Here is a 25,430-nt window from a genome sequence, read left to right on the forward strand (position 1 = left end):
GTCCTCTTTTGTTATTTTGATTGACTGATTAACCAGTTTACCAGATCATTAGTGGCATTCCAGTTTTGATATCCGGCCGGCAATTTGCGTCCGTCTATATACTCATTATAAAACCAGGGATCTCCCACTGCAAACACGGTACCTTTACCATATTTTGCGGTAGCAATGATGATATCACCCTGATCTGTGAGATTGGCTACAGCAGGTTTTGTGATCTGTAGTGTAGAAATTTCTTTGATGTAGATTTTTGATGTTGTCTTGAAAATCGGATTCGATTTTGGAATCAGGATTGCTCCCTGCTCAAAGTTTTTGCCCTGTACGCGGTTACGGCTGTCTTCATTAAAAGTGATTCCGAATTTTTTGGATAGTGTGTTGAACTTCGCAATTTCACAATTGCCACTATCATTTAATAAGAGCACAAGTACGCCACCTGCTTTGACCCATTTTTCTATAGCTGAAGCCTCTTTCTCATTCATAAAGTGAGGATTTTCAGTTTCTTTTTCTGTATCCGGATCAACGATAATGTAAATATTGCTTCCCTTTAATTGTTGTGCATCGGGAGCTGTTCTTAAGGTATTGGTAGCGGCTCCTGTGCGATTAAATATTCTTCCCATAAAGGAAAAACCATTGTTGTCTTCACCGTTCCAGAGGTAGTGGTAAGGTTCTTTCAGTCCGGAAGGTTCTACCTTGTATTCGTTATTGTAATAATTGTCAAGAGTGACGACCTTGCCTTTTCCTTTTTTCGGAGCATTGATCCATTCGAGCTCTAAAGCAGCCAGCATAAAAGGTCCTACACCTTTAGGATCATTGGAAATAACCGGCTCGCTCATATAGTATTCGAAAGATCCGTCTCTGTAATTCTTGGAACCTCCTAATCCGGATACAGCTACAGTCTTATTCAGGTCTACGCGATCTGGTCCTGCTGTTGTAACAAATTCTTTGAGTAATCCCTGGTATCCTTTGCGAACTACAGGAAGGTAGGATTCAGAAATGTAACCTTTACGGACGGATTTGGCAAGGCCGTAAACAAACATACTTGAAGCTGAAGATTCAAAGTAATTCTCCTTCCTGTTCACATTCAGTACGTCATACCAGACTCCTGATTTTTTGTCCTGAAAATCCACAATAGCTTTTGCCGTACGATTCAAGATCGCTAACAGTTCCGGTCTGCGCGGATGATTTGCCGGAAAATAGTCCAGTACATCTACCAGTGCCATTGTATACCAGCCCATTCCGCGAGCCCACACATGAGGGGAAAGGCCCGTCTGGGGATCAGACCATTTTTCCTGTCGGGATTCGTCCCATCCATGATATAACAATCCGGTTTTCGGGTCACGGGCATTTTGTTCCATGAAGCCGAATTGATCTGCTACATCATTGAATACTTCAGGTTTGTTCATGAGTGCAGCATATTCCGTATAGAAAGGCTGTCCCATGTAAAGTCCGTCCAGCCACATTTGGTAGGGGTAGATCTTTTTGTGCCAGAATCCGCCCTGTTTTGTTCTCGGATGTTCTTTGAGCTGATCAAACAGGATAGAAGCAGCTTTTAAATATTTTTCTTTTCGTGTTACTTTATAGAGCATCAGCAAGGTGCGGCCATTTTTTACATTATCAATGTTGTGGTCAGCAAGTTTATAGTTTCTGATGTTACCCTCATTATCTACATATTGATCCATCCAGTTCTGAATGTAATTGAAGTAGACTCCGTCTCCGGTGTTACGCCACACTTCGGTCATCCCTTCGAGTGTCACACCCAGATCGTAGGTCCATTTTGGACCTTTCTTTTCATTGACAAAGGTTTCATCTTTAAACATTTTGTCGATAACGGTCAGAGCCATTTGTTCGGAAGTAGCTTTTTGCGCAAATGCCGAAGGTACCTGAAGTAATAAAATGGCTTGTATATAAAAGAATAATCTTTTCATCATGGGGCTGCTATTTAGCTATTTTGATTGCGTTTTTAGATACTCCCGGGCTAAGATCTGATGTCTGCTTTGCTTTAGATACATCTGTACCGGAGACACTGATATTTTTGCTTTTCTCGCCGGAGACCTGAAATAGTGTTTCTGAACCGGCAGGATAGCTGAATGCCGAAAATTTGATGTTCTGGCTATTGTCAATATGTACGACCGGTTTTGTTTCAGGCGTGATAACCTTTACATTTTTCAGCTCTATATCTGTCGATTCAATGATCTCAATTCCTTTTTTGGACTTGATGGAAATATTCTCCAGACTCATTCCCTTGATGTTCATCTCTGGTAAACCTCTGAAGAAAATGGCTTTATCGGCACCGTTCACTACGACATCTTTGATTTTGAAATTGCGAAATTGAGGAGTGGCTTCAGTGACCGGAAGTGTAACGGCTTTTACTGCTTCCTGTTTGTCTCCGATCAACGGAATAGGATCCTTTGCTTCATAATACATATCTGCCAGAATAGCTTCTCCCGGAATATCAAACATGCTGATACGATCTATGAAGATATTCTCTACGATACCTCCACGGCCACGTGTTGTCTTGAAACGCAAGCCAATGTCTGTACCGATAAATGAACAGTCATATACCCAGATGTTGCGGGCTCCGCCACTCATCTCACTTCCGATTACAAAACCACCGTGCGCATGATAGACTACATTGTTGCGGATAATGACATTTTCCGTAGGAACAGCACGCAGACGACCTGCTTCATCACGCCCGGACTTGATGCATATACCATCATCGCCGACATCGAAGGTGCTGTTTTCTACCAATACATTTTTGCAGGACTCGATATCGATACCGTCACCATTCTGTGCATACCATGGGTTTCTGACCATTACATTGCGCACTGTCAGATCCTGACACAATAGGGGGTGGAGATTCCATGCCGGTGAATTCTGAAAAGTAACTCCTTCCAGAAGAATCTGTTTACAGTTATTCAAAACCAACAAATTGGGTCTGAAGAAATCTTTGACATCGGCATAATCTGCAGCAGTCTTTCCCGGGACTACAGCACTTGGATTTTTGGTTTTAGAACCATTCAGCGAACTTGCTGAAGGATACCAGATATTTTTCTCCTCATTCAGAACGCCTCCTGATTCCACTAGTTTTTTCCATTGGGAGGCTGTCATTTTGCTCTTTTTGACCATTCGCCATGCACCACCATTACCATCGATGATACCTGTCCCTGTGATCGCTATATTTTCAAGGTTACTGCCGGAAATAGGACTTTGGTTACGCCATGCCGGCTGACCTTCCCAGTTCGCTTCTACTAATTTATACTGATCGAAATCATCTGTGAACAGCAGAATAGCATCCCGCTGTATATGCAGGTTGATATTACTTTTCAGCTCTATCGGACCTGTTACCCATACACCGGCAGGGATCAATACGACTCCACCTCCTTTTTGACTCGTCTCAGCAATCGCTCTGTTAATAGCTTGTGTATTCAGGGAAATACCGTCGCCCTGAGCGCCAAAGCGTACGATGCTGATGGTATCGGCTTTTATATTGACTTGTTTAATGTTTGGTAAAGATGGGGCTGTCTGAGCTTGAACTGCATCGTATGAGGAGAGTGTAAACCACCCCAGGAGCGCAAACTTTAAACCCAATACTATTGTTTTGATCTGTATCATCATATGGTATCCTAAATATATAACTGGTTTGTTCATAGCAAGTGTACGTTGTTTCCTATTAAAATTGAAGAGAAATCTATGCAATCGTTACCGGTAACTGTTGTCTACCGGAGAGACAATAAAGGGTTCCAATCTTTGAAAACAGCCTCTAAAGTCACTTTTTTGGCTTCATCTTCAGAGAGTTGGTGTGACCATTTGACTCTGTTTTGTGACAAACTTCCTGCACCTGTATTATTATATTCTGCATAAAGCACTGTTTGTTCATTACTTTCCTTACCCCAGTTGTGCCAGCCTTCGGATGCAATAAAAGCCGGCAGCTGAGTATTCATAAAAATGACTTTAGCATAAGGTCTCCAGGGACGTCCCAGATAAAAACGTTTGGTATCCTTGTCACCCGTAACACGGCATTTGTTGAAAACATAGCCATAGGCAACCGTATCAGGAGTAGATGCAGCGGTGATATATCCGCTGTTTTTGCAGTACAGTTCACATTCTTCAAACCAGGCTGTCGAAGATCCGAATATATAATCTACAGTACCTTCTATATAACAGTTATAGTAATACTGCCGGCTACCTTTTCCGTAGGTGTAGAGTGTATCCTGAAAACCTAAAAAACGACAGTTTGAAAAGACTGCACGGTCACTGGCCACCCATACAGCTACTGCCTGACCAACCGGGCCGGCAGAATTCTGAAAAGTAATATTCTCTGCAACAAATCCATCTCCGTAGAGATACACACTTGAAGAGCCTGAAGTCCCTTTTTCTTCTCCAAAAGTATTTTTACGTTGCGCAAAGTCATCGTAGGTCAATATGGTTTTTTCTACCTGCTCACCGATCAGTCTGACATTCTGTTTTGATCCGGCCAGAATAAGTTTTTCTTTATAAATTCCGTTTTTGATGTAGATAGTGGTGACTGTTTTGCGAAAATCAGGTACAGCATTCAAGGCTTCCTGTACTGTTTTGAACTGCCCGCTGCCATCCTGTGCAACACAATAATCGTAGGATCGGGCAACAGCATATTGAAGACCTGTAAATAGCATAACCGTAAAAAGCACTAAATTCCTCATCGCAATGGATTCTTAAATTGGTTGTTTTTTGTTTACAATTTGATTGGCGTGATTCCAAATTACTCATTAATAGATGAAAAAAGTCCTGTTTGCATGGGAATAAATCCGCAATCGATACCGGCAACGATTGCGTAGTAATACATTGCTATTTTAATGTAAATGGGCTATCCTTGTACTGACCGATTGCCGGATGGTTTATAGAAGCCATTAAAAATTGTAAACCTTATTTCTGTCCTATGAGACTACCATTGAAAATTTCATTCCTGTTGTATAGTATTAGTTCATTAAGTCATTTTGTGTATGCTCAACAACCAAAGGGCTCACCCTCCAGTGTCTGGGTAGCTGATCTGGGAGATGGTTATTACCAAAATCCTATTTTGAATGCAGACTATTCCGATCCTGATGCGATTCGTGTAGGAGATGATTTTTATATGATAGCTTCCAGCTTCAATCATGTTCCCGGGATTCCTTTATTGCATTCGAAGGATTTGGTAAACTGGACTATCTTAACGCATGTTCTTCCGAAACAGAAGCCTTATGATGTATTTCAGAAAGTGCAGCATGGGAACGGGGTATGGGCTCCGGCTATCCGTTATTATAATAATGAGTTTTATATTTATTATCCCGATCCTGACTATGGCATATATATGGTGAAAGCAAAAGATGCGGCAGGCCCGTGGTCTGATCCTGTTCTGGTATTTGAAGGAAAGGGACTTATCGATCCCTGTCCCTTCCGGGATGAAGACGGAAAGCATTATCTGGCTTTTGCTTATGCAGGTAGTCGTGCAGGATTGAAAAGTGTCTTGGCCATAGCACGTATGAATGAAGCGGGGACAGCGGTATTGGACAGGGGAGTAATTGTATACGACGGACATAAACTGGACCCGACAATTGAAGGACCTAAAGTATATAAGCGTAACGGCTATTATTATCTGTTTGCTCCCGCAGGCGGAGTCTCTACAGGCTGGCAGCTGGTACTCCGGTCTAAGGATATTTATGGACCATATGAGCGCAAAGTAGTCATGCATCAGGGAAATACGCCAGTCAACGGACCTCATCAGGGCGCATGGATAGATACACAAAACGGAGAAGACTGGTTTGTACATTTTCAGGATAAAGATGCCTATGGACGTGTCGTACATTTGCAGCCTATGAAGTGGGTGAATGACTGGCCTGTCATTGGCACAGATAAAAAGGGGACAGGAACAGGCGAACCTGTAATGAAGTTCAAAAAGCCGGACGTAGGGAAGACTTATCCTGTAGCGACTCCTGCTGAATCCGATGAGTTTGAAACGACTTTATTAGGTAAACAGTGGCAGTGGCAGGCAAATCCGGAAGGAAGCTGGCTGATGCCAAATGATGCCGGACATCTCAAATTGTATACGGTAAACGTACCTTCTTCGTATAAGAATTTACTGGATGTACCAAATATCCTTACACAGAAAATGCCTGCAGATGAATTCATGGCTACGACAAAGCTAAAGCTTATTCCTAATGATAAGTTAAAGAATGAAAGAGCAGGTTTCACAGTATTGGGAGAAAATTATTCTACCCTGTTTATCCGGCAATCGGCTGAGGGACCTGCGCTGTACTATGCAAAATGTATAAACGGATTGAAATCGGGAACGGAACAGGAAAAGCTATTGACTAAAGTGGAGAAGGAACAATATGTTTATCTTCGGGTAGAAGTCAGGAAGGGGGCTGTCTGTAATTGGTCATATAGTCTGGACGGGCAGAAATTTATAGCGATAGAGGACAAGTTTGTGGCTAAACCCGGGCGATGGATAGGAGCAACCCTCGGTCTGTACGCTATTCGCGATCAGCAGATCAACGACAGCGGATATGCAGATGTAGATTGGTTGCGGATAGAAAAACTCAGATAATGAAGACTAAGATCACAATATGGTGTCTGATGCTGTGTACAACTGTGTTTGCGCAGCAACCCCTGAAACTCACGGTAGCACAGCAGGGGACGGCTGATTTCAGAACTATACAGGAAGCCGTTTATGCAGTAAGAGATCATTTTGAACAACCTGTACAGATATTAGTAAGGAACGGTATTTATCGCGAGAAACTGATTATTCCGGCTTGGAAACGTTATATCCATATCGTGGGAGAGAGCAGAGAAGGAACGATTATCCAGTATGATGATTTTTCAGGAAAGGTTAATCCTGATAAGACAAAAGGACTGGATAAGATAAATACTTACCTGTCCTATACAGTTCTGGTACAGGGTAATGATACGAGACTGGAAAATCTGACCATTGAAAATACTGCAGGCCCTGTAGGTCAGGCAGTGGCTTTACATCTGGAAGCGGACAGAGTGACCGTCAAAAACTGCAGTGTATCAGGGTGGCAGGATTCTTTTTATCTGGCGAAAGATGGTACCCGAAATTATGTGGAGGACTGCTATATCTCCGGATCGACCGATTTTATTTTTGGGGCTGCCACTGCCTTTTTTAAAAACTGCGTTATCGAGAGCCGGAGCAATTCATATATCACTGCTGCATCTACGACCCAACAATCGGCATTTGGATTTATATTTCAAGATTGTAAACTGATAACCAAAGATAAAGCGGTAACTAAAGTGTATCTGGGCAGACCATGGCGACCTTATGCCAAAACAGTGTTTATCCGTTGTGAACTGGGGGAGCATATAACAGCTAAAGGCTGGGATCCCTGGGACGGAGATAAAATGTTTCCGGACAAACATAAGACAGCCACTTACATCGAGATGGCTAATTATGGGGCCGGCGCCGCAGATCTTTCGGGACGTGTAACATGGAGCCGGCAATGGAGGAAGTACAATAATAAGGATTATGCTCTCCAAAAAGTTTTCGGGGACTGGAATCCATTGAAAAATCAATAAGAATGCTATTCGATATGAAGTATATACGTAGTTTCTTTATTCTTCTGTTTATTCTGCTGACAGCTGCTGTATCAGCTCAATCTGATTTCCCGCGTGATACCAGTTTTACACTTAACAGCGCTTATCAGAAGGATCGGAAAAAATTTCCGGATATCCGAACAGTTACCGAATATAAAGGAGACGATATCCGGACTCAAAAAAATATTCTTTACAAAGAAATAGGAGACAGAAAACTTCTTTTGGATATATATGCTCCTGCTAAACAAGATCGGAAATATCCTTGTGTCATTATGATTCATGGCGGAGGCTGGCGTTCGGGTGATAAGGATATGATGGCCGGCTTTGCTTCTAACCTTTCTCTTCGGGGATATGTGGTACTCAGTGTCGGGTACAGATTATCTCTGGAGGCAAAGTATCCTGCAGCAGTGCATGATTTGGAAGATGCGATTGTATGGGCCCGGAAGCATGCAGATCAATACCAGATTGATAAACGAAAAATAGTAACACTGGGTACGTCTTCAGGCGGTCAGCTTGCCAGCCTGCTGGGAACCAATACTTATTCAGACAGACGCAAGCAGGTTCAGGCTACTGTAAATATAGACGGTATATTAGCCTTTCATCATCCCGAATCTGCAGAAGGTGAAGTAGCTGCCTTATGGCTGGGAGGTAAATATGAAGAGGTCCCTAAAATTTGGGAACAGGCGTCAGCCCTGTATCAGGTCAGTAAAAGAACCGCTCCTGTCCTATTCCTGAACAGCTCATTTCCTCGGTTTCATGCCGGAAGGGAGGATATGATCCTGAAGCTGAAAAAGTATGGGACAGATACGGAAGTCTGTACTTTTGATCCTTCGCCCCATACTTTTTGGTTTTATGAGCCCTGGTTTACTCCAATGCTGGAAAAAATAGATCACTTTCTGAATCGGGTATTGTAGATCTATACGTCGCCGGAAGGTTAGCCCTGTTCCAGACTTCTCATTTTTGCCTGTAGCAGACGTAATTCTTCCTGCAGACGTTCTACCTTCTGCAATAAATGGTGTGCGACCTCTATTCCTTGCGGATTGACATCCAGATCATAATATAAGGCGGCAAATCGTTCGAGATTTCTCAACTCATCTTCATCCACATATTCCACATTCTGCTCTACAGTGATATGGATCAATTCGCTATCCCTCAGTATTTGAATAAAAGATGCCTCCACCTTTCTGGAATGACAAAAGTCTATTACCTTAATTTTTGTAGTTTCCATCACTTACTTTTTTAGTTCAGCTAATTGTTTGAATAGTGCTTTCTCTTCTTCAGAGAGCTGTGTCGGGATTTGTACATTGATCGTAACATACAGATCTCCGAACTGATCCTCTTTTCTATAGACCGGAAATCCTTTACCCTTTAAGCGCATCTTAGCTCCGTTCTGCGTTTCGGGTTTGATCTTAAGTTTAACCTTGCCACCAAAGGTATCCAGGGTTGCTTCTCCGCCTAAAACAGCGGTATAAAGATCAATATCCAGATTAGTATACAGATCATTTCCTTCTCTTCTGAACCGTTGATCTTTATCAATAGTAAAAGTAATATAGAGGTCTCCTTTAGGTCCTCCGTTTATTCCTTCGCTGCCGTGTCCTTTTAATTTTATCTTCTGCCCGTCTTCTACACCAGCGTGGATCGTGATCCGGATATTCTGCCCGTTGACCGTAAAAGTCTGCTGATGCGTAGTATAAGCTTGCTGTAAGGTGAGGTGTAACTCCGCATTAAAATCCTGACCTTTGAATGTGCTTTGTCTTCCTCCGCCACGACGGTTTCCAAACATCTGCTCGAAAAAATCGGAGAACTGACTGTCATCAAAATTTCCGGAGTATGTATTTGAATCGCTGCCTCCGCTGGCAAATGGGTTGCCTCCTCCCGGGTTTCGTCTGTATTGCTGTTGCGCTTTCTCATACTCTTCCCCGTGTTTCCAGTTTTCTCCGTACTGATCATACTTTTTACGTTTTTCAGGGTCTGTAAGCACTTCATTTGCTTCATTGATTTCCTGAAATTTTTGTTTTGCTGTTTCGTCATTCGGATTGAGATCAGGATGGTATTTCCGGGCAAGTTTACGGTAAGCCTTTTTTATATCATCCTGAGAAGCGGACTTATCCAGTCCCAATATGTTATAATAATCTACAAATGCCATTTTAAATATTGCTTTAGACTACGTGTTTATTTGAAAACATACAATTTACAGAAAGGTTTAATCTTTTACCTTTATCAGATTAAATTTATGTACATATCCCAGTAAAAAGTACTGGCGTAATACAATTGAATTTACATAATAGGTGGTATTCCCCTGTACACCCCAATAGTTACTGCTATTTTGATTGAGTATGTCAAAACCCGATAATTTGATCTGGGACTGGCTATTGATATTATAGAAAACAGAAGCATTCAGGATATTAAAATTTTGTCGTGCATTCAGGCCACTGGCTCTGTTTTCAAGCGAATAACTGGATTCCAGAGAAAACCCTTTTATCGGATTAATATTTAAGCCCATGCCAAAAGTATGTGTCTTGTACTGACTTTCAATAAAATCCGGATTATCTTTGACGGTATTAAAATTCCGATTGGTAGAGAAAGTATACTTAGGGGATATGCCTATCAGATTGTTCCACATGAAAGATAATTCCTGTGTGAAGGTACTGGACCAGGTCGTAGATTTATTAGCAATATCATTGATGGTGGAGTAATTCTGATAGCTGTAACTATTCGAGTTTTGAGAAAAGTACAGTTGCCATTTTTTACCGGTCAGTATATTATAGCGCAGGTAGAAAGAAGCATTAGCACTGCTGACTTTGCCGGACTGAAATGCCTGCATGGTATAGTGTCCGGTTTCATTCTCTCTCCAGCTTTTGTACCCAACGCTTCTGTTCTTAAAGTTAAATCCGCCATTGATTCCCATTTGATACTTCTGTGCATACTTATTGTAGCTTAATCTGAAATCCTGGCGTTCGATATTATCGAAATTAAGAGAAGGCAATACGGTATACAGTGGATCCTGATCCTTGCGCTGGACTACAATTTGCTGTGTCTCCGGACCCTCCAGATCTTTAGCCCATGATAGTTCCAGTTCTTTATATCGTACAGAAATATTAGGCAGCCAATAGCTTTGGTTTTTATTGATATCCGGCGCTATATCCAGAAAATCAAAATAATTCTTCTTGGTCTGATAAGCTGTCCCGAAATTAACGGATAACTTATCTACAGGCTTCCAAAAGAACTTTACTCCTGATATGTAATCCTGATCCCTGTATTTGTAACTGTTTTCCAGTTCCGTAGCCCGTATCGTACCCGTGTTATCTTTATTGAGCAGGAGTGATTCCATAGAGCGGTTACCGGAAGTGTTAAAGGTGAAGTAAAGTTCAAAATTGAGCTTTTTTATAGTCTTATTACCATAATTAAAGGAGTTTCCAAAGGTGTTAGATCTTTTTTTCGCATTCATATTCTGCCATATGTTGCGTGCAGATCCATCATTCTGTTTGTATATAAGAGCGATTTGCTCATTGATATTATCATTTTGACCACTATTGATGTTTAGATTATTTCTGAATGAAACAACATGATTTGGTGTTATTTGCTTTTCAATAAAAAATCCATGTTCATAGGTCAGTTTTTTCTGATCTCTGTTACTATTGTTTTCACTTCTGTTGAGCATAGCAGATTCCGTGCTGTTTTCTCCGATACTGCTATTCTTGTTTTTAGTGTTTTCTAATTGCAGACGAGGGGTAAATTCAAAATATGCCGTTGTGTCAAAACGATGCCGAAGCAAGGTCTTGATATTGTGTTTCCATGCTTTGCTTTGTGCGTCAGAGAAATATGTGCCCAATTGCTTCTCTCCGTCATAAAGCGAGGTACTGCTATTCCTGTTTTCGCTGTTATTTTCGTTGTAGGAAAGCATATACATGAGATTGAGTTTTGTTTTCTTTCCCCAGTCATTATTGAGATTGAACCCACCTGCAACATCATTGCCGATCCCCCAGTAATTCCTTCCCCCGAAATTATCAAATCCGTAGTTCTCTGCTCTTCCAAGGCCGGCATGCTGTTGCAGTTCACCATAGTCAAAACTTTGTCTGTTGATGTTATTACCGAATCCTATAAAACTTAATTGTAAGGTATCTCTGAAAGTATTAAACAGACCTCCGGCCTCATATCGTTTGCGGGTACCACCACTGCCGTAAACTTTTCCAAAATCCGCTTTCAGAAAATCTTTTTTAAACTTAAGATTGATTGTTACGGGAAGATGTTCCTCATTTTCAACAATTCGCTTTGATTCCCCCTTATCTCTGTACACCTGTACCGTTTTAATAAGAGAAGCATCCAGATTTCGGGTAGCGATTTTTAAATCCGTAGCAAAAAAATCTTTTCCATTCACTTTGACTGAAGACACCTCTTTTCCCTGATAATAGATCGTGCCATCCATATTGACCTGAAGTCCCGGCAGCTGTTTCAGTAATTCTTCCACGTTTGCATTTGGTCTGGTTTTAAAGTAAGCTGTGTTATACTCCAGCGTGTCTTTTGACATGCGGATAGGAGGGGCACTTGTAATGCTGACTTCTTCCAGCATGTTTTCGGATAGTTTGAGAACGCCCATATTTTTTGCTTCATGATCCTTAAGAGATAAAGTCTGCTGGAAAGGTTGTCCGGATATGTGCGAAATATAGAGAAGAAGCTCCCGTTCCACCGGAAGTTTAATCAGACGAAAATTTCCCTTTTCATCAGTCAGTGTATAAGAAATAACAGTTGAATCTTTTTTATTAAGAACACTTACAGTAGCTTTTTCCAAAATCTTGTCTTCAGCATTGTGTACAGTACCCGAAATTAATCCGGAAGATTGAGCAAAGGAAAGCTGATACATAAGCATGAAAAGCCCGAGTAGCACTAATTTCATAAAGGGTTTATTGATTATGCTACAATAATATTAAAATATATTTAACGGGATAATTAATAAATGTTAATTAACAATTATTAACTAATTGGGAGGATATATTTGTTTCCCTAAAGCCAATTCACACTGCAAAAAAGCCTTTTCCGTAATCCGAGAAAGGCTTTTTACAACTTAGTTAAGAAGTAGAATTTTTTATTCTTTATTACTGTCTACGACAAGTCTTTTATCCCGGTTGGCAATTTCCCAGGCGGTGTAAAAGGCTAACTTTTCACGTTTGACCATCATCGGAAAATCTATCTTTTCAATAGTATCTTCCGGAGTATGGTAATGTGGATGTAATCCTGAGAAATAAAAAATAACCGGAATCTTGTGTTTGGCAAAGTTATATTGATCCGATCGGTAATAGATGCGCAAAGGATCTTTGGGATCATCATACATATAATCCAGTTCCATCTTTGTGAAATCATCGTTTGCTTTCTTATTGATTGCATGTAGTTCGGAACTTAGTTTATCTGATCCGATAACATGTATATAATTGTGATTTCCATTCAGGTGTTTATCATCAATACGGCCTATCATATCCATGTTCAGGCAGACAACAGTATTGGACAAGGGATAGACAGGATTCTCCGAGTAGTACTCGGATCCAAGGAGACCTTTTTCTTCTGCTGCAAAAGCAATAAAAAGGATACTCCGGCGCGGGCCATGACCATCAGCCTTAGCCTGAGCAAAGGCGCGGGCAAGATCCAATACTCCGGTCGTGCCGGAGCCGTTATCATCAGCACCCGGAAAAATAGTGCCGTTCTCATCGATCCCGTCATGATCATAGTGACCCGATAAGACCACTATTTCTTCTTTTAGATCTGTACCTTCCAGTAGACCTAATACATTTGCGTCATTAAGCATTTCTTCTGTAATTCCGTATTCTGCATTAAACTTTACGGGGATCAGAGTAGATTGTACGCTGTTATTTTCTTTAAATTTCTGAAAAGATGTGTTCTTTACCTGAAGAATATCATTTGCAATTGCAGGGGTAATAAAAACGACTGCAGGCGTGACTGAAGTCTGCTTTTCAGCTTCTTCCTTATCCTTTTGTAATTCATAAGAGCCTCCTGTCAATCTTCCGGCCATTCTTTTCAGCATGAGTTCGGTTGTGACTGAAGCTGCCAGAATTAACTTTGGATTCTTTTTCATCAGATGTTGCAGCTTTTTATTTCTGGAAGTACTCCATTCTGATTTCTTCGAAGTACCTGTGATCAGGGAATTTCCACTTTTATCTGTAGGTTCATCGTCTGTAATCAGTAAAACTACTTTATTGCTGACATCTATATTCGCATAATCGTTATATTTTGTATCCTCAATACCATAACCGACAAATACGATGTCATTAGTGTTTATAACCGTCTTTTCATTATCCCCCAGAATAAAAAAGTCTTTTCCGTTTTTGAAATCCTTACTTCCTATAGTAAACTGATTGACTTCAAAACGTCTGTTTTTGAGATTTATTTTTTGAAAATAACCGGATTGCGGAGCTTTCAGTCCTAATCTTTTAAATTCAGCTGCGATGTATTGAGCTGCTTTTTCGCCACCTTTCTGTCCGGTACCGCGACCTTCGTATTCTTTAGATGATAAAATAGTAAGATGTTTTTTAGCGCTCTCTTCATTCAGCATTTCAGCGTATTTTTTCTGAACAGGCTCCTGTGCAAAAGCACAGCTGTATAACCAAGGCAGGACACTCAGAAGTATTAGAAGTTTTTTCATCAGAAAATAGGTTTACTAAATAGGGTAGCGGTGAGCTACCCTAAAATGTTATAATTAACAAGAGATTTTATTGACGCGGTTAGCGTGACGGCCGCCTTCAAAATCTGTACTCATAAATGTTTTGACGATTGCTTTTGCCAGATCCAGACTAATGAAACGGGCAGGAATACATACAATATTTGCATCATTGTGCTGACGGGCTAATGCTGCAATTTCTTCGAGCCAGCATATTGCAGCACGAATATCCTGATGCTTATTGGCTGTGATCGCGACACCGTTGGCACTACCACAGATAAGTATACCTTTGTCAAACTCCTTGCTCTCCACAGCAGAGGCTACAGGATGCGCAAAATCCGGATAATCTACAGAATCTGTAGAATGTGCTCCAAAATCTTTTACTTCATAACCCAACTCCTGCAGAAAGGGGATCAGTTCTTTTTTGTAATCAAATCCTGCATGATCGCCTCCGATAGCGATGGTTTTTACTGAACTCATATTCTCTATTTATTGCTATAAAATTCTTTTTCTTTCGCAGCTCTTGCCTTCTTTACATTCGCTGATACCATTATACTGATCTCATAAAGGATAAACATAGGCGCACTCACCGTAAGCATAGTGATGACATCTGCACTAGGTGTAATCACGGCCGCAATTACCAGAATGATAACGACAGCGTATCTTCTGCTCGCCCGCATAAATTCGGGTGTCATCAATCCGATCTTGGATAAAATGAAAATCAGGATTGGTAATAAAAATACTATTCCACAACCTAAAGACAGGGTCGCAATAGTAGACAGGTAAGAGTCAATGGTAATCTGGTTGGTGATCTCTTCACTTAACGATACGTTAGAGAGAAAATTTACCGAAAGCGGAACAACGATATAGTATCCGAAGAGCACTCCTAATGCAAACAGGATAGTCGCATAGAAGACAAATCCTCTTGCTGAGCGCTTTTCTATATCCGTCAGCGCCGGTTTGACGAACAGCCATACTTCAAAGAGAAGATATGGGAATCCTAAGGCAACAGCTGTAATCAGACAGGAGTTAATCTGTAGCATAAACTGACCTGCCATCTCGGTATTGATAATATTGAATGGGATTCTCTCCACACAAAAACCATCAATATGCAGTAATTCACCGACTTTACACATCATTCTGTAGGTCCAGAAATCAAGCTTTTTAGGGCCCATAATAATTTCATTGAACACATAGTCGTAGAAGGTGAAAGCTAATGTCGCAAATACGGCTACGGCTAATACAGAGCGGATAATATGCCATCTTAAGACCTCTAAATGGTCAAAAAAGGACATTTCTCCTTCAATATTCTTTCCTTTATCTTTAATAGCTTGAACCAGGCTTGATTTAGTCATTTTACTCATAATACATGATCGCGAAAAACAAAAATACCATTCTTATTGGTAAGAATGGTATTTTTTGCTTCTGTAAAAGAAATTTTATGTATTCTCCTCTTCTTCAGGGTACTTTGACAGATCGAAAGTCTCCATGAATTTAGTAGTGAAGTTTCCGGCTCTGAAATTCGGATCCTTTAAGATTCTCAAATGCAGAGGGATAGTTGTATGAATACCTTCGATAACGAATTCGCTTAATGCTCTTTCCATTGTCGATATAGCTTCTTCACGGGTCTGCGCTACAGTGATCAGTTTAGCGATCATAGAGTCATAATTCGGAGGAATAGTATATCCGGAATACACGTGTGTATCTACACGGACACCATGTCCACCCGGAGAGTGGAAGTTCGTAATCTTTCCTGGTGAAGGGCGGAAGTTCTGGAACGGATCTTCAGCATTTATACGACACTCTATAGCATGCATAGTTGGTTCGTAATTTTTTCCGGAGATAGGAATACCTGCCGCAACTTTGATCTGCTCTTTGATCAGGTCAAAGTTGATAACTTCTTCTGTCACGGGATGTTCTACCTGAATACGGGTATTCATCTCCATAAAGTAGAAATTACGGTGTTTATCTACCAGGAATTCAATTGTTCCGGCACCTTCGTAATTAACAGCTTTAGCACCTTTTATAGCTGCTTCACCCATTGTCTGGCGAAGTTCAGGTGTAATAAACGGAGAAGGAGCTTCTTCCAATAGTTTTTGGTGACGACGCTGAATCGAACAATCACGTTCGGATAAGTGACATACGGTTCCGTATTGGTCACCTACAACCTGAATTTCGATGTGACGAGGCTCTTCAACATATTTTTCAAGATATATTCCGTCATTACCGAAAGCTGCTGCAGATTCCTGACGTGCAGAATCCCATGCAGCTTCAAAATCTTCATCCTTCCAGATGATGCGCATTCCGCGACCACCGCCACCTGCTGTAGCTTTGATGATCACCGGATATCCGATTTCATTGGCAAGTTGTATCCCTTCTTTTACGTTGCTTAACAGGCCTTCAGAACCCGGTACTGTAGGAACACCAGCCTCTTTCATAGTTGCTTTAGCGGAAGATTTATCTCCCATTTTTTCGATCTGTTCTGCAGTAGCACCGATAAATTTGATACCGTACTCCGCACAGATAGCAGAAAAACGAGCGTTTTCGGATAAAAATCCGTACCCCGGATGGATCGCATCTGCATTCGTTAATTCTGCTGCAGAAATGATATTAGGGATATTTAAATAAGAATCTTTACTTGGCGGAGGTCCGATACAGACCGCTTCATCCGCAAAACGGACATGAAGACTATCTCTGTCTGCTGTAGAATAAACCGCAACACTCTTAATGCCCATTTCACGACACGTGCGAATGATGCGTAAGGCGATTTCACCTCTGTTGGCAATTAATATTTTTTTAAACATGAGTCTTAATTGATGTTTCTGTTATGCGATTTCTCGCTGAATGTGCTAATACTCCTTTATAAGAGAAGTATATTCTTAGCTAGGATCTACCAGGAATAATGGCTGATCGTATTCAACAGGTTTAGCGTCATCAATTAAGATCTTGACGATTTTACCTGAAACTTCAGATTCAATTTCGTTGAAAAGTTTCATTGCTTCTACGATACAAAGAACTTTTCCTGCTGTGATCTCATCGCCAACATTAACAAAGTTTGGTTTACCAGGACCAGCAGCACGGTAGAATGTTCCGATCATCGGAGATTTTACAGTGATGTAGTTTGCATTGTTGTCAGCAGCTACGGCTACAGGAGCAGCTGGTGCAGTGGCAACAGGAGCAGCTGGTAAAGCCGTTGCAACAGGAGCAGCAGTAGGTACAGTAGCTGTAACGATTGTAGGTTCCTGATTAGTCTTTATTGTGATTTTAAAATCTTTTTCTTCGATTGCAACTTCATTTACACCAGATTTTGCAACGAATTTAATCAGATCTTGTATTTGTTTAATATCCATACTCATATTAGCAGGTTTTAGATGTTTAAATGTTTAATGTTTCAAAAAAATTAGCCTGTAAAGGTAATAAATAAATAGGGTATTAGTATGCCCACTTTAAATAAATAGAACCCCATGTAAATCCTCCGCCGAATGCAGCAAGGATCAGGTTGTCTCCTTTTTTCAATTGATTCTCCCACTCCCAAAGACACATTGGAATAGTAGCACTGGTTGTATTTCCGTATTTCTGGATATTTACCATTACTTTTTCTTCGGGCAGACCTACACGTTCAGCCGTTGCATCGATGATACGCTTATTGGCCTGGTGAGGTACTAACCAGTTGATGTCTGCAGATGTCAGATTGTTCTTATCCATTATTTCCGCTGCCACATCAGCCATATTGGTTACTGCAAATTTGAATACAGTACGGCCTTCCTGATAAGCGTAGTGCATTTCGGCGTCTACGGTCTCATGTGTTGCAGGATTTAAAGAACCTCCGCCTTTAATATTAAGGTATTGTCCGCCTGATCCGTCCGTTTTGAGGATAGCATCCTGAATGCCCATTCCTTCTTCATTGGGTTCTAATAATACAGCACCACATCCATCACCAAAGAGGATACAGGTGTTGCGATCCTTGTAATTGACTACTGAAGACATTTTATCAGCACCGACAACCAATACTTTTTTGTGGGTACCTGATATAATAAATTGTGAGGCTGTGTTCAGTCCGAATAAAAATCCCGAACAAGCGGCCTGCAAATCAAATCCCCAGGCATTTTTAGCGCCAATCTTATCTGCAAGAATATTGGCAGTGGCCGGAAACAACATATCAGGGGTACTCGTGCAAAAAACAATCAGATCGATCTCTTCAGCAGTAATTCCTCTTTTTTTCAAAAGACCCAATACTGCAGGCACAGCCAGATCTGAAGTAGCTTTACCTTCCCCTTTCAGGATGCGTCTTTCTTTGATACCCGTACGAGAGACAATCCACTCGTCATTGGTGTCAACCATTGTTTCAAGCTCCTTATTTGTAAGCACATAGTCAGGAACATAGCCATTAACAGCTGTAATAGCTGCATGAATTTTTGACATAATACGTTAATTGAAAACAGATCTGATCTTATCGATAAAATTCGATTCGATCATTGCTCTTGATTGTAAAACCATGTTTTTGATAGCTTCCGGAGGAGAAATACCATGTCCTATAATAACAGGAGCATTCACACCCAGAATAGGGGTGCCTCCGTATTGTTCGTAATTGAATCTATCAAAGAATTCATCATTTATTTTCTTTTTCTTGGTCACCACATAAAATGACTCCGCCATTTTCAAAATAACATTACCTGTAAATCCATCACATACCATTACATCAGCCAGATCTGTGAAAAGATCTCTTCCTTCAATGTTACCGATAAAATTTAATTGGGAATTGTTTTTGAGCAGTGGATAGGTTGTGGTTGTAAGGATATTTCCTTTTTCTTCTTCTTCGCCAATATTGACTAATCCGACTTTAGGAGATTTTATGCCTAATACATGTTCAATGTAAAGACTTCCAAGGATAGCAAATTGATTTAGCATTTCGGGTTTGCAATCTGCATTAGCTCCTACGTCTAACAACAGTCCGCTGCCACCTTTGAGTTTGGGAACGTTAGTGGCGATGGCCGGACGTAGAATTCCCGGTACTGCCTTCACGCTGAAAAGAGCACCGACCAACATAGCTCCGGTATTACCTGCTGAAGCAAAAGAGTCTATCTCTCCGTTTTTCAAAAGGTCAAAACCTCTTACTATACTGGAATCCGGTTTTTTGGCAATTGCTTTGGTCGGGTGTTCACCCATTCCAATATTATCAGGAGCATGTACAAAATCAAAATCCTCGATTCGAGCTCCTAATTCCTGGATACGCTGCTTAGCAGCATGTTCGTCACCGATAAGAACAATACGTTGTTCTGTTGGCAACACTTTCTGAGCTTCAATAGCTCCTAAAATTGTGGATTCCGGAGCAAAATCCCCTCCTAAAATATCTAAACCAATCTTCATTCGTTATTATTTTTCGATTCAATAATACGCAAAAACATCCCAAAGTAAAGCATAAAAGATAAATTTTACACTTATTTTGGGATGTTTAATGTCTTGAAAGATTGTTAGACAACAGCTGTATTTTCGATGATTAATTTACCGTTGTAGTATAAATTTCCATCTACTGTGTAAGCACGGTGAGGTAAATGAACCGCGCCAGTTTCTTGACAAACTGTTAAGCTAGGTTTTTCTGCTTTATAATGTGTTCTTCTTTTGTCTCTTCTTGATTTAGAAGTTTTACGCTTTGGATGTGCCATCTCGTATTTCCGTTTTAGTTATTTTTTATATTTCTTAATGCCGACCATCTGGGGTCAATGTGTTCTTCTGCACTGTTCTCTTCTTCTTCCTCGGTTTGATTGACTTTCGCCAACATCTCCGGGTCGCATGATTGATTTAAGCCCTGTTCGCTGCACTTGGTGTAGTAAGGTACTGCTACATTGATATACTCATAGAGTAAATGTGCAATGTCAAATTCGTAATCATTTTTAGATAAAACAATTACTTCTTCGGTATCTTCTTCCCAGTTTTCATCTGTGAATTTGACAAGGATCCGCTCTTTTACATCGATAGGGTAGTCAAATTCGGACAAACATACATCGCAGGTCAGTTTGATCGTGCCGGTAATAGTAAAGTGGACAATCAACATGTTCTCCTGCTTCTGCAAGTCTACCTGAGCTTTTAAGTTTCCATCTTTGACAATGGAATGCTCAAAACAATCAAAGAACTTCTTTTCAATGTCAAAATCAAAACTGTGTTTCCCTGCATTCAGCCCTGAAAAGGGTATCCTATATTGTTTTAGATATTTCACAATTCTGCATTTGAGCCTGCAAAGGTAATTATAAATCTTATAGAAAGGAAATTTTTTTCAATTTATTTGAGAGCCTCAAATGGCTTGATAAACCTTCCTGAATTACGTATGCAGGGGAGTTATTATTCGTAGTAATTTTTTCCTAATTCTATACGGTCACGTCCGTTTTTTAATCTCCAGTGATTCGTGTCGCGAAGAGAATATGCACAACCGCAATACTCCTGCATATAGAATTTTTCTTTTTTGGAGACCTCCAGCATTCTTGCCGATCCGCCTTTCTTTCTCCAGTTGAAGGTCCAGTATTCCATGCCTTCATGACGGGATGCCGCCCGAAGTCCGCAGTCATTGATCTGCTCCATGTTTTTCCATCTAGAAATACCTAATGAACTGGAGATGACATCAAACCCATTTTTAGCCGCATACTCTGCTGTTTTTTCAAATCGCATATCAAAGCACATCGTACATCTTATCCCGCGTTCAGGCTCCTGTTCCATGCCTTTCGCAAGTTCAAACCAATGATCAACGTCATAGTCTGCGTCTATGAAAGGGATATTGTGCTTTTCTGCGAAACGTATATTTTCATCTTTACGCAAGTCATATTCCTTACGTGGATGGATGTTGGGGTTGTAAAAATAGATAGTAAAGTCAATATCCGAGGCAATTAATGCTTCCATTACTTCCCCGGAGCACGGGGCACAGCACGAATGAAGCAATAGTTTTTTGCCTTCGTTCGGGAGTTCTAATTTTTCACGCTTAAATTCTTTACCGTCCATACCAGTCCTGATTAAATGCGTTGCAATTTTAACGAAATTGCACAATATTTGCAACAATTGACTGTTAATGTAGCAAGAAGGCTGTACAATACGTCCTCTTTTCAGATAACTATTTTATACATTTGTAACAGCATTTAAGTTAGCATTGTAAAATGAAGAAATTCTCCAAAGCCCTGATTTTATCTTTAATGGTCGGAAGTGTGATCACCGGGATAGTATCCTGTGAACGTTCAGATGATGAACCGCCTGTTACGAAAGGAAAAATCGGACGTTTATATATATCCTTTTCAAATTACCGTGACGGAGCTACTCCTTTCCCTACTATAGGTATCATTGATAATGCAGATTCTGTATTGACAAACGGAGGGGATATGTCTACTATCTTCAAATTACGCAATATATCCATTACCTCAGGAGTTAAAGGCGGAGCAACTCTTTATTTTGATCCTTTTGTACAGCGCATTTATCAGTCTCCTAAAAATGAGAATGGATTAAGTGATACGGTCTTACGACATATGAGTTATAATCTCAATGGTATTCCGGCCAGTACCAATAGCATTCAAAACAGTGTAATGGGAAGTGTCAGAGGTATGGCTATTAATATTCCGGAGAATAATAATGAGCCCAGATTCCTGTATGTTACCAAAACAAGCCGGACAGGTATTAATAGGGATGTACAACCTGTAGGAATCTATAAATTCAATAGTGCTATTGCAAACGGGTATGTCAGGTATGGACAGAAAATTACCTTAGCCGGTCTGGGTGAAGAAAGAGCACCATGGGGATTGGCCATAAACGGAAAAACCTTGTATGCTTCTATATCGGGGCCCAATGGCGGCGTCATGGTATTGCCTAATGTTGTCAATAACCTAGATACGTTGCTGGCTGATTATTCCAATACACAAATGCATACAATTGCCGGAGCTTCAAAAGTAAGAGGAATTTCTTACCATCTTTTGAAGGATATACTGGTGTTGACTGATTATACGGGAGAAGGACCTTCTGCAGTAGGAAAAATATATATCATTGAAAACTTTTCTAAACTTCCGGCAGGCGAAATTACACCAACCCGGACTATTCAGGGGGCAAGTACAGGGCTTATTGAGCCTGTGGATGTTTCTATTGATAAACGGGCGAATGGCACATTCATGTTTGTAGTGGATAAATCTTCAAGGTATATATCCAGATTCAAAATTACAGATAATGGTAACGTAGCTCCTGATGCCAGATTAAAAGTAGATAAGACTCCGGAAACAGGTATCAATGTGGAAATGATTCCTGAAGGGATATACTTCGACGGAAGAGATTAATCTTTTTCCATCAGATCCAGCAATATTTCGATTTCCTCTTTTTTCTCCATATTATCTATCTGGGTATAGGAGGAAATCAAATTTCTTAGCACTCTTTTTATAATAGCTACGTTATCGCAAGGCAATACGTATTCCGGAGACGGTGCCAGATTAAGTTGTTTTAAGAACGAAAGGATATCTTCCATCTTCATCACCTGCCCCTTATTGAATACATTAATATAAAACAATGGCTTTGAATCCATGTTATCCTCATTCATATAAGCCAGCACAAAGTGTTTCGGCAGATTGACTCCGTAAATTGGGATATCCAGACGTTGCGCAATGACGCAATAGATGCAGGCCAGCGTAATCGGATTGCCCTTCTTGCTTTCCAGCACCTTATTCAGATAGGAATTTTGTGGATCATGATAGTTAGCTGTATTACCTGACAAGCCAAAATCCTGAAACAATACATGATTGATGAGTTTGACCTTTTCATAAGGACTCATATCGTATATCAGTTCATACCAGACTTCTCTTCTTAATTCGGCCAGCTGAAACATAATCTGGTCCACATTCATTGCCGGATACTGATATCTGTTGATAATGAGTAAGCCATTAAGCAAATCAAATGAATTACTCATCTTCCATACCTGCAGCTCATTTTTGATCTGATCAAACTGGATTTTGTGAATAATATTCTCAATCCGTGTCTGCATCAATACATCGAAAGAACTTTCCCAGGAAGATTCAAGGGAGGGGATGACCTCAGGACCACACGTAATCAGTTTTTGTTCGATCTCCTCAAAAATAGTAGTGTCCGGATCGTCCAGTAATGAGATTAAAGCCTTTAATTCATTATCGCTCATATTCAAACTTAATTAAAATTTCTTTTATTTAAAAGTGGGAAAAGTCAACATATTAAAGAAATTACCACCTTTTGTCAGGTTTATAGTAAATGATTATCAGCAGGAGGGAAGGCAACTGTTACAGATATGATGCTACACAAATCAACTTTTTATTATGTTTGTGGCATGGTTTCTTTAAGATACAGATGCTCCGGATTTATACACGCCCTTACTTCAAATACCCGTCACGGGACACATTCACCTTTTGTATACAAACTCGCTGATGAAGCTATTTATCAACGATCAGCAAAAGGAGTTGAAATCAACCTGAGCGGTTGGAGTTCGAAGAAAAAAGCCGCATTAGTCCGCATACTTTATCATCTCGGAATACAGACTGTTCATTCCCTGTCAGACAACAGAGGTAATGAGGCTGAGCAGGATGTTGTGGAGACTCCGGAGGATTGTTTCAAACAAGCCATTCTGATCAGTAAGGATGAGCTTCCGGAGCAGCAAGAGTTTCATCGCGCCGGAAGGCATACTATATATATATGGGATGAACCTTATTTCAACAGAGAGCGGCAGAGCGCCTGGCAGCAAGTTCAACAGGCGGAAAGGGTAACCTTAACAATAGATCTGTTTTATTTTGGTCTGATCATCTTCAGACAAGGTCAGCGCAAACAGAATTTTAAGCTGAGGTTTCCCCGTTTCTGATTAGAAAGCCTCACTTATGGATAGGTAAAATCCGGATTGCCGTTTTTCTCCCGGTCTTTTTTCTCCGAAAGAATAATCAAAACGAACCGTACTGCTATGCTCCAGACTAAAGAAATAGCGGATACCTGCTCCATAGCTTGGTACAAGACGGATGTCATGCTCTTTAGAAAATGTACTACCTGTCCCTCCAAAGCCCGTTATTCCAAAACGCGGGTGAAAGCGGTAACGCAATTCAGCCTGGCCTGCAATATAATTACGGTCTTTATATCTGCCCAGATAATAACCGCGCATTATATTATCTCCGCCCAGATCCCGGTATTGATAAAAAGGAATGCGTTCGCCGAAAGTAGATCTGTAGATTCCCTGTATAGCTACAGACAGCGTTTTTGAAACAGGGTAGAAGCCTCGGAGATCGATATCAAACAGATTGCCTCTGAAATTTTCATTACCCCAGAAGTCAGGAGCATAGGCATAACGGAGTCTGGCATAATATCCTCTAGTCGTAAAAGTGGTTACATTCCGGGTGTCAAAGAGCTGAGAAATTCCAAAGGCCAGAAATTGCCCGCCTGTTTTACCAATCAGATCCTGCTGATCGTATATTCCGCCGGTTTCCTGATCTTCGTATTTAAAGTGTTCATAATTGATATTGATTCCTGCATAATAGGAAGAAGTGATCTTTTTCTCTACATCGATGCGGGCGCGAAACAATTTCTGGCCTATCTTATCTTCATCAGATTCCCATGTATTATTACCCAATCCGTAAAAATTGAAAGGCCAGTCACGGTATCTGAATTCAGAAAGAATATGGTAATCGTTATTTTTTGTCCAGATGTCACTGTTGAGTTTTATGTTTTTTTGACTTTTTGTGGTCATTGTTCCCATCAGAATCAGACTTGATGTGCGGTTTGTGGCGTCAGATTTGTCTACATAAAAATTATAAGTGCCCGCAATTCCGTATTCGAAACCTGACTCTTGTGCATATCCGGCTGCCGGTAAAACCATAAAACTTGCCGATCTGGTCGAATCTTTTTCACTGGAAAGGAATTTATTTTTAAATTTTTGAACAAGATTCTGCTCCTGAGCATATGAATTTGGAAGAAAAATTAAAAGAAAAACAGCCATGCTAATACTGCCAAGCATGGATTTGGAGATCAATTTTTGCATTTTCAAATATAGGATATTGACCGGATTTAATAAATTGAAATCTTGAGCTGAAAATTATTCCCTTGCATATCAGATACATTGTCGTTATGCGGAAGTTTTTTTGCAAAAATATTTTTGTAATGTCATCGGAGTATCTATCTTTGCAACTCAAACAAACAGGGTCTGTAATTGTCCCGGAAGCGTTTGAAATGTTCTTTAAGT

The 25,430-nt window shown here is 40.5% G+C and carries 23 protein-coding genes; 5 read left to right on the forward strand and 18 right to left on the reverse strand.

Annotated elements, in window-relative coordinates:
* Nucleotides 1-11: 11 nt before the first annotated feature.
* The 3 genes from HMPREF0766_RS00325 to HMPREF0766_RS00335 form a co-directional block, all read right to left on the reverse strand.
* On the reverse strand, nucleotides 12-1,925 hold the full coding sequence (locus HMPREF0766_RS00325; protein ID WP_002992730.1) for a glycoside hydrolase family 88/105 protein: 1,914 nt from the start codon (nucleotides 1,923-1,925) through the stop codon (nucleotides 12-14).
* A gap of 7 nt (nucleotides 1,926-1,932) precedes the next feature.
* On the reverse strand, nucleotides 1,933-3,645 hold the full coding sequence (locus tag HMPREF0766_RS00330) for a glycoside hydrolase family 28 protein (RefSeq protein WP_002992733.1): 1,713 nt from the start codon (nucleotides 3,643-3,645) through the stop codon (nucleotides 1,933-1,935).
* Nucleotides 3,646-3,713: 68 nt separating this feature from the next.
* On the reverse strand, nucleotides 3,714-4,676 hold the full coding sequence (locus tag HMPREF0766_RS00335) for a pectinesterase family protein (protein ID WP_002992735.1): 963 nt from the start codon (nucleotides 4,674-4,676) through the stop codon (nucleotides 3,714-3,716).
* A 236-nt stretch (nucleotides 4,677-4,912) separates the two neighbouring features.
* On the opposite strand from HMPREF0766_RS00335, the gene HMPREF0766_RS00340 reads away from it, so the two are divergent.
* The 3 genes from HMPREF0766_RS00340 to HMPREF0766_RS00350 are packed head-to-tail and all read left to right on the forward strand — an operon-like array spanning nucleotide 4,913 to nucleotide 8,477.
* On the forward strand, nucleotides 4,913-6,559 hold the full coding sequence (locus tag HMPREF0766_RS00340) for a glycoside hydrolase family 43 protein (protein ID WP_052646362.1): 1,647 nt from the start codon (nucleotides 4,913-4,915) through the stop codon (nucleotides 6,557-6,559).
* Complete coding sequence (locus HMPREF0766_RS00345; RefSeq protein WP_002992740.1) at nucleotides 6,559-7,545, forward strand: pectinesterase family protein; 987 nt, start codon at nucleotides 6,559-6,561, stop codon at nucleotides 7,543-7,545. Before HMPREF0766_RS00340 ends, HMPREF0766_RS00345 begins: the two co-directional genes overlap by 1 nt.
* Before the next feature lie 14 nt (nucleotides 7,546-7,559).
* The gene (locus HMPREF0766_RS00350) at nucleotides 7,560-8,477 is read left to right on the forward strand and encodes an alpha/beta hydrolase (RefSeq protein ID WP_236590574.1); all 918 of its coding nucleotides are present in this window, start codon (nucleotides 7,560-7,562) and stop codon (nucleotides 8,475-8,477) included.
* A 20-nt stretch (nucleotides 8,478-8,497) separates the two neighbouring features.
* On the opposite strand, the gene HMPREF0766_RS00355 is transcribed toward HMPREF0766_RS00350, so the two are convergent.
* From HMPREF0766_RS00355 to HMPREF0766_RS00410, 13 genes are all read right to left on the reverse strand, one after another.
* Nucleotides 8,498-8,791: a chaperone modulator CbpM gene (locus HMPREF0766_RS00355; RefSeq protein ID WP_236590573.1), complete on the reverse strand. Its 294-nt coding sequence runs from the start codon at nucleotides 8,789-8,791 to the stop codon at nucleotides 8,498-8,500.
* A 3-nt stretch (nucleotides 8,792-8,794) separates the two neighbouring features.
* Nucleotides 8,795-9,709 (reverse strand): DnaJ C-terminal domain-containing protein, encoded by a 915-nt coding sequence (locus HMPREF0766_RS00360; RefSeq protein WP_002992748.1) that lies wholly within the window; start codon nucleotides 9,707-9,709, stop codon nucleotides 8,795-8,797.
* A gap of 57 nt (nucleotides 9,710-9,766) precedes the next feature.
* The gene (locus tag HMPREF0766_RS00365; RefSeq protein WP_002992750.1) at nucleotides 9,767-12,457 is read right to left on the reverse strand and encodes a carboxypeptidase regulatory-like domain-containing protein; all 2,691 of its coding nucleotides are present in this window, start codon (nucleotides 12,455-12,457) and stop codon (nucleotides 9,767-9,769) included.
* Between the two features lie 189 nt (nucleotides 12,458-12,646).
* Nucleotides 12,647-14,215: a M28 family peptidase gene (locus tag HMPREF0766_RS00370; protein ID WP_002992752.1), complete on the reverse strand. Its 1,569-nt coding sequence runs from the start codon at nucleotides 14,213-14,215 to the stop codon at nucleotides 12,647-12,649.
* Nucleotides 14,216-14,269: 54 nt separating this feature from the next.
* Nucleotides 14,270-14,710 carry a ribose 5-phosphate isomerase B gene (rpiB, locus tag HMPREF0766_RS00375; protein WP_002992753.1) on the reverse strand — a complete coding sequence of 147 codons (441 nt, stop codon included), beginning with the start codon at nucleotides 14,708-14,710 and terminating at the stop codon, nucleotides 14,270-14,272.
* 5 nt (nucleotides 14,711-14,715) lie between these two features.
* Nucleotides 14,716-15,594 carry a twin-arginine translocase subunit TatC gene (gene tatC, locus HMPREF0766_RS00380; RefSeq protein ID WP_002992755.1) on the reverse strand — a complete coding sequence of 293 codons (879 nt, stop codon included), beginning with the start codon at nucleotides 15,592-15,594 and terminating at the stop codon, nucleotides 14,716-14,718.
* Between the two features lie 75 nt (nucleotides 15,595-15,669).
* The gene (accC, locus tag HMPREF0766_RS00385; RefSeq protein ID WP_002992756.1) at nucleotides 15,670-17,034 is read right to left on the reverse strand and encodes an acetyl-CoA carboxylase biotin carboxylase subunit; all 1,365 of its coding nucleotides are present in this window, start codon (nucleotides 17,032-17,034) and stop codon (nucleotides 15,670-15,672) included.
* A 75-nt stretch (nucleotides 17,035-17,109) separates the two neighbouring features.
* Nucleotides 17,110-17,586 carry an acetyl-CoA carboxylase biotin carboxyl carrier protein gene (gene accB / locus HMPREF0766_RS00390; RefSeq protein ID WP_002992757.1) on the reverse strand — a complete coding sequence of 159 codons (477 nt, stop codon included), beginning with the start codon at nucleotides 17,584-17,586 and terminating at the stop codon, nucleotides 17,110-17,112.
* Nucleotides 17,587-17,662: 76 nt separating this feature from the next.
* On the reverse strand, nucleotides 17,663-18,652 hold the full coding sequence (locus HMPREF0766_RS00395; protein ID WP_002992758.1) for a beta-ketoacyl-ACP synthase III: 990 nt from the start codon (nucleotides 18,650-18,652) through the stop codon (nucleotides 17,663-17,665).
* A 6-nt stretch (nucleotides 18,653-18,658) separates the two neighbouring features.
* Nucleotides 18,659-19,597, reverse strand: a complete 939-nt coding sequence (gene plsX, locus HMPREF0766_RS00400) for a phosphate acyltransferase PlsX (protein ID WP_002992759.1) — start codon at nucleotides 19,595-19,597, stop codon at nucleotides 18,659-18,661.
* A 104-nt stretch (nucleotides 19,598-19,701) separates the two neighbouring features.
* On the reverse strand, nucleotides 19,702-19,893 hold the full coding sequence (gene rpmF, locus HMPREF0766_RS22015; protein ID WP_002992760.1) for a 50S ribosomal protein L32: 192 nt from the start codon (nucleotides 19,891-19,893) through the stop codon (nucleotides 19,702-19,704).
* A gap of 14 nt (nucleotides 19,894-19,907) precedes the next feature.
* Complete coding sequence (locus HMPREF0766_RS00405; protein WP_002992761.1) at nucleotides 19,908-20,444, reverse strand: YceD family protein; 537 nt, start codon at nucleotides 20,442-20,444, stop codon at nucleotides 19,908-19,910.
* Nucleotides 20,445-20,566: 122 nt separating this feature from the next.
* Entirely contained in the window at nucleotides 20,567-21,217 is a 651-nt protein-coding gene (locus HMPREF0766_RS00410) for an epoxyqueuosine reductase QueH (protein ID WP_002992763.1), read from the reverse strand.
* A gap of 152 nt (nucleotides 21,218-21,369) precedes the next feature.
* Between HMPREF0766_RS00410 and HMPREF0766_RS00415 the strand changes: the two genes are divergently transcribed.
* Nucleotides 21,370-22,527 carry a hypothetical protein gene (locus tag HMPREF0766_RS00415; protein WP_002992765.1) on the forward strand — a complete coding sequence of 386 codons (1,158 nt, stop codon included), beginning with the start codon at nucleotides 21,370-21,372 and terminating at the stop codon, nucleotides 22,525-22,527.
* On the opposite strand, the gene HMPREF0766_RS00420 is transcribed toward HMPREF0766_RS00415, so the two are convergent.
* Nucleotides 22,524-23,375 (reverse strand): transglutaminase-like domain-containing protein, encoded by an 852-nt coding sequence (locus HMPREF0766_RS00420; RefSeq protein WP_002992767.1) that lies wholly within the window; start codon nucleotides 23,373-23,375, stop codon nucleotides 22,524-22,526. The genes HMPREF0766_RS00415 and HMPREF0766_RS00420 overlap by 4 nt on opposite strands.
* A gap of 165 nt (nucleotides 23,376-23,540) precedes the next feature.
* Between HMPREF0766_RS00420 and HMPREF0766_RS00425 the strand changes: the two genes are divergently transcribed.
* Nucleotides 23,541-24,065, forward strand: coding sequence for a hypothetical protein (locus tag HMPREF0766_RS00425; protein ID WP_002992769.1), 525 nt, complete (start codon nucleotides 23,541-23,543; stop codon nucleotides 24,063-24,065).
* Here HMPREF0766_RS00425 and HMPREF0766_RS00430 read toward each other — a convergent pair whose 3' ends face one another.
* Nucleotides 24,066-25,229, reverse strand: coding sequence for a BamA/TamA family outer membrane protein (locus HMPREF0766_RS00430; RefSeq protein WP_002992771.1), 1,164 nt, complete (start codon nucleotides 25,227-25,229; stop codon nucleotides 24,066-24,068).
* Nucleotides 25,230-25,430: the final 201 nt, after the last annotated feature.

Source organism: Sphingobacterium spiritivorum ATCC 33861 (assembly GCF_000143765.1).
GTDB classification, from domain to species: domain Bacteria; phylum Bacteroidota; class Bacteroidia; order Sphingobacteriales; family Sphingobacteriaceae; genus Sphingobacterium; species Sphingobacterium spiritivorum.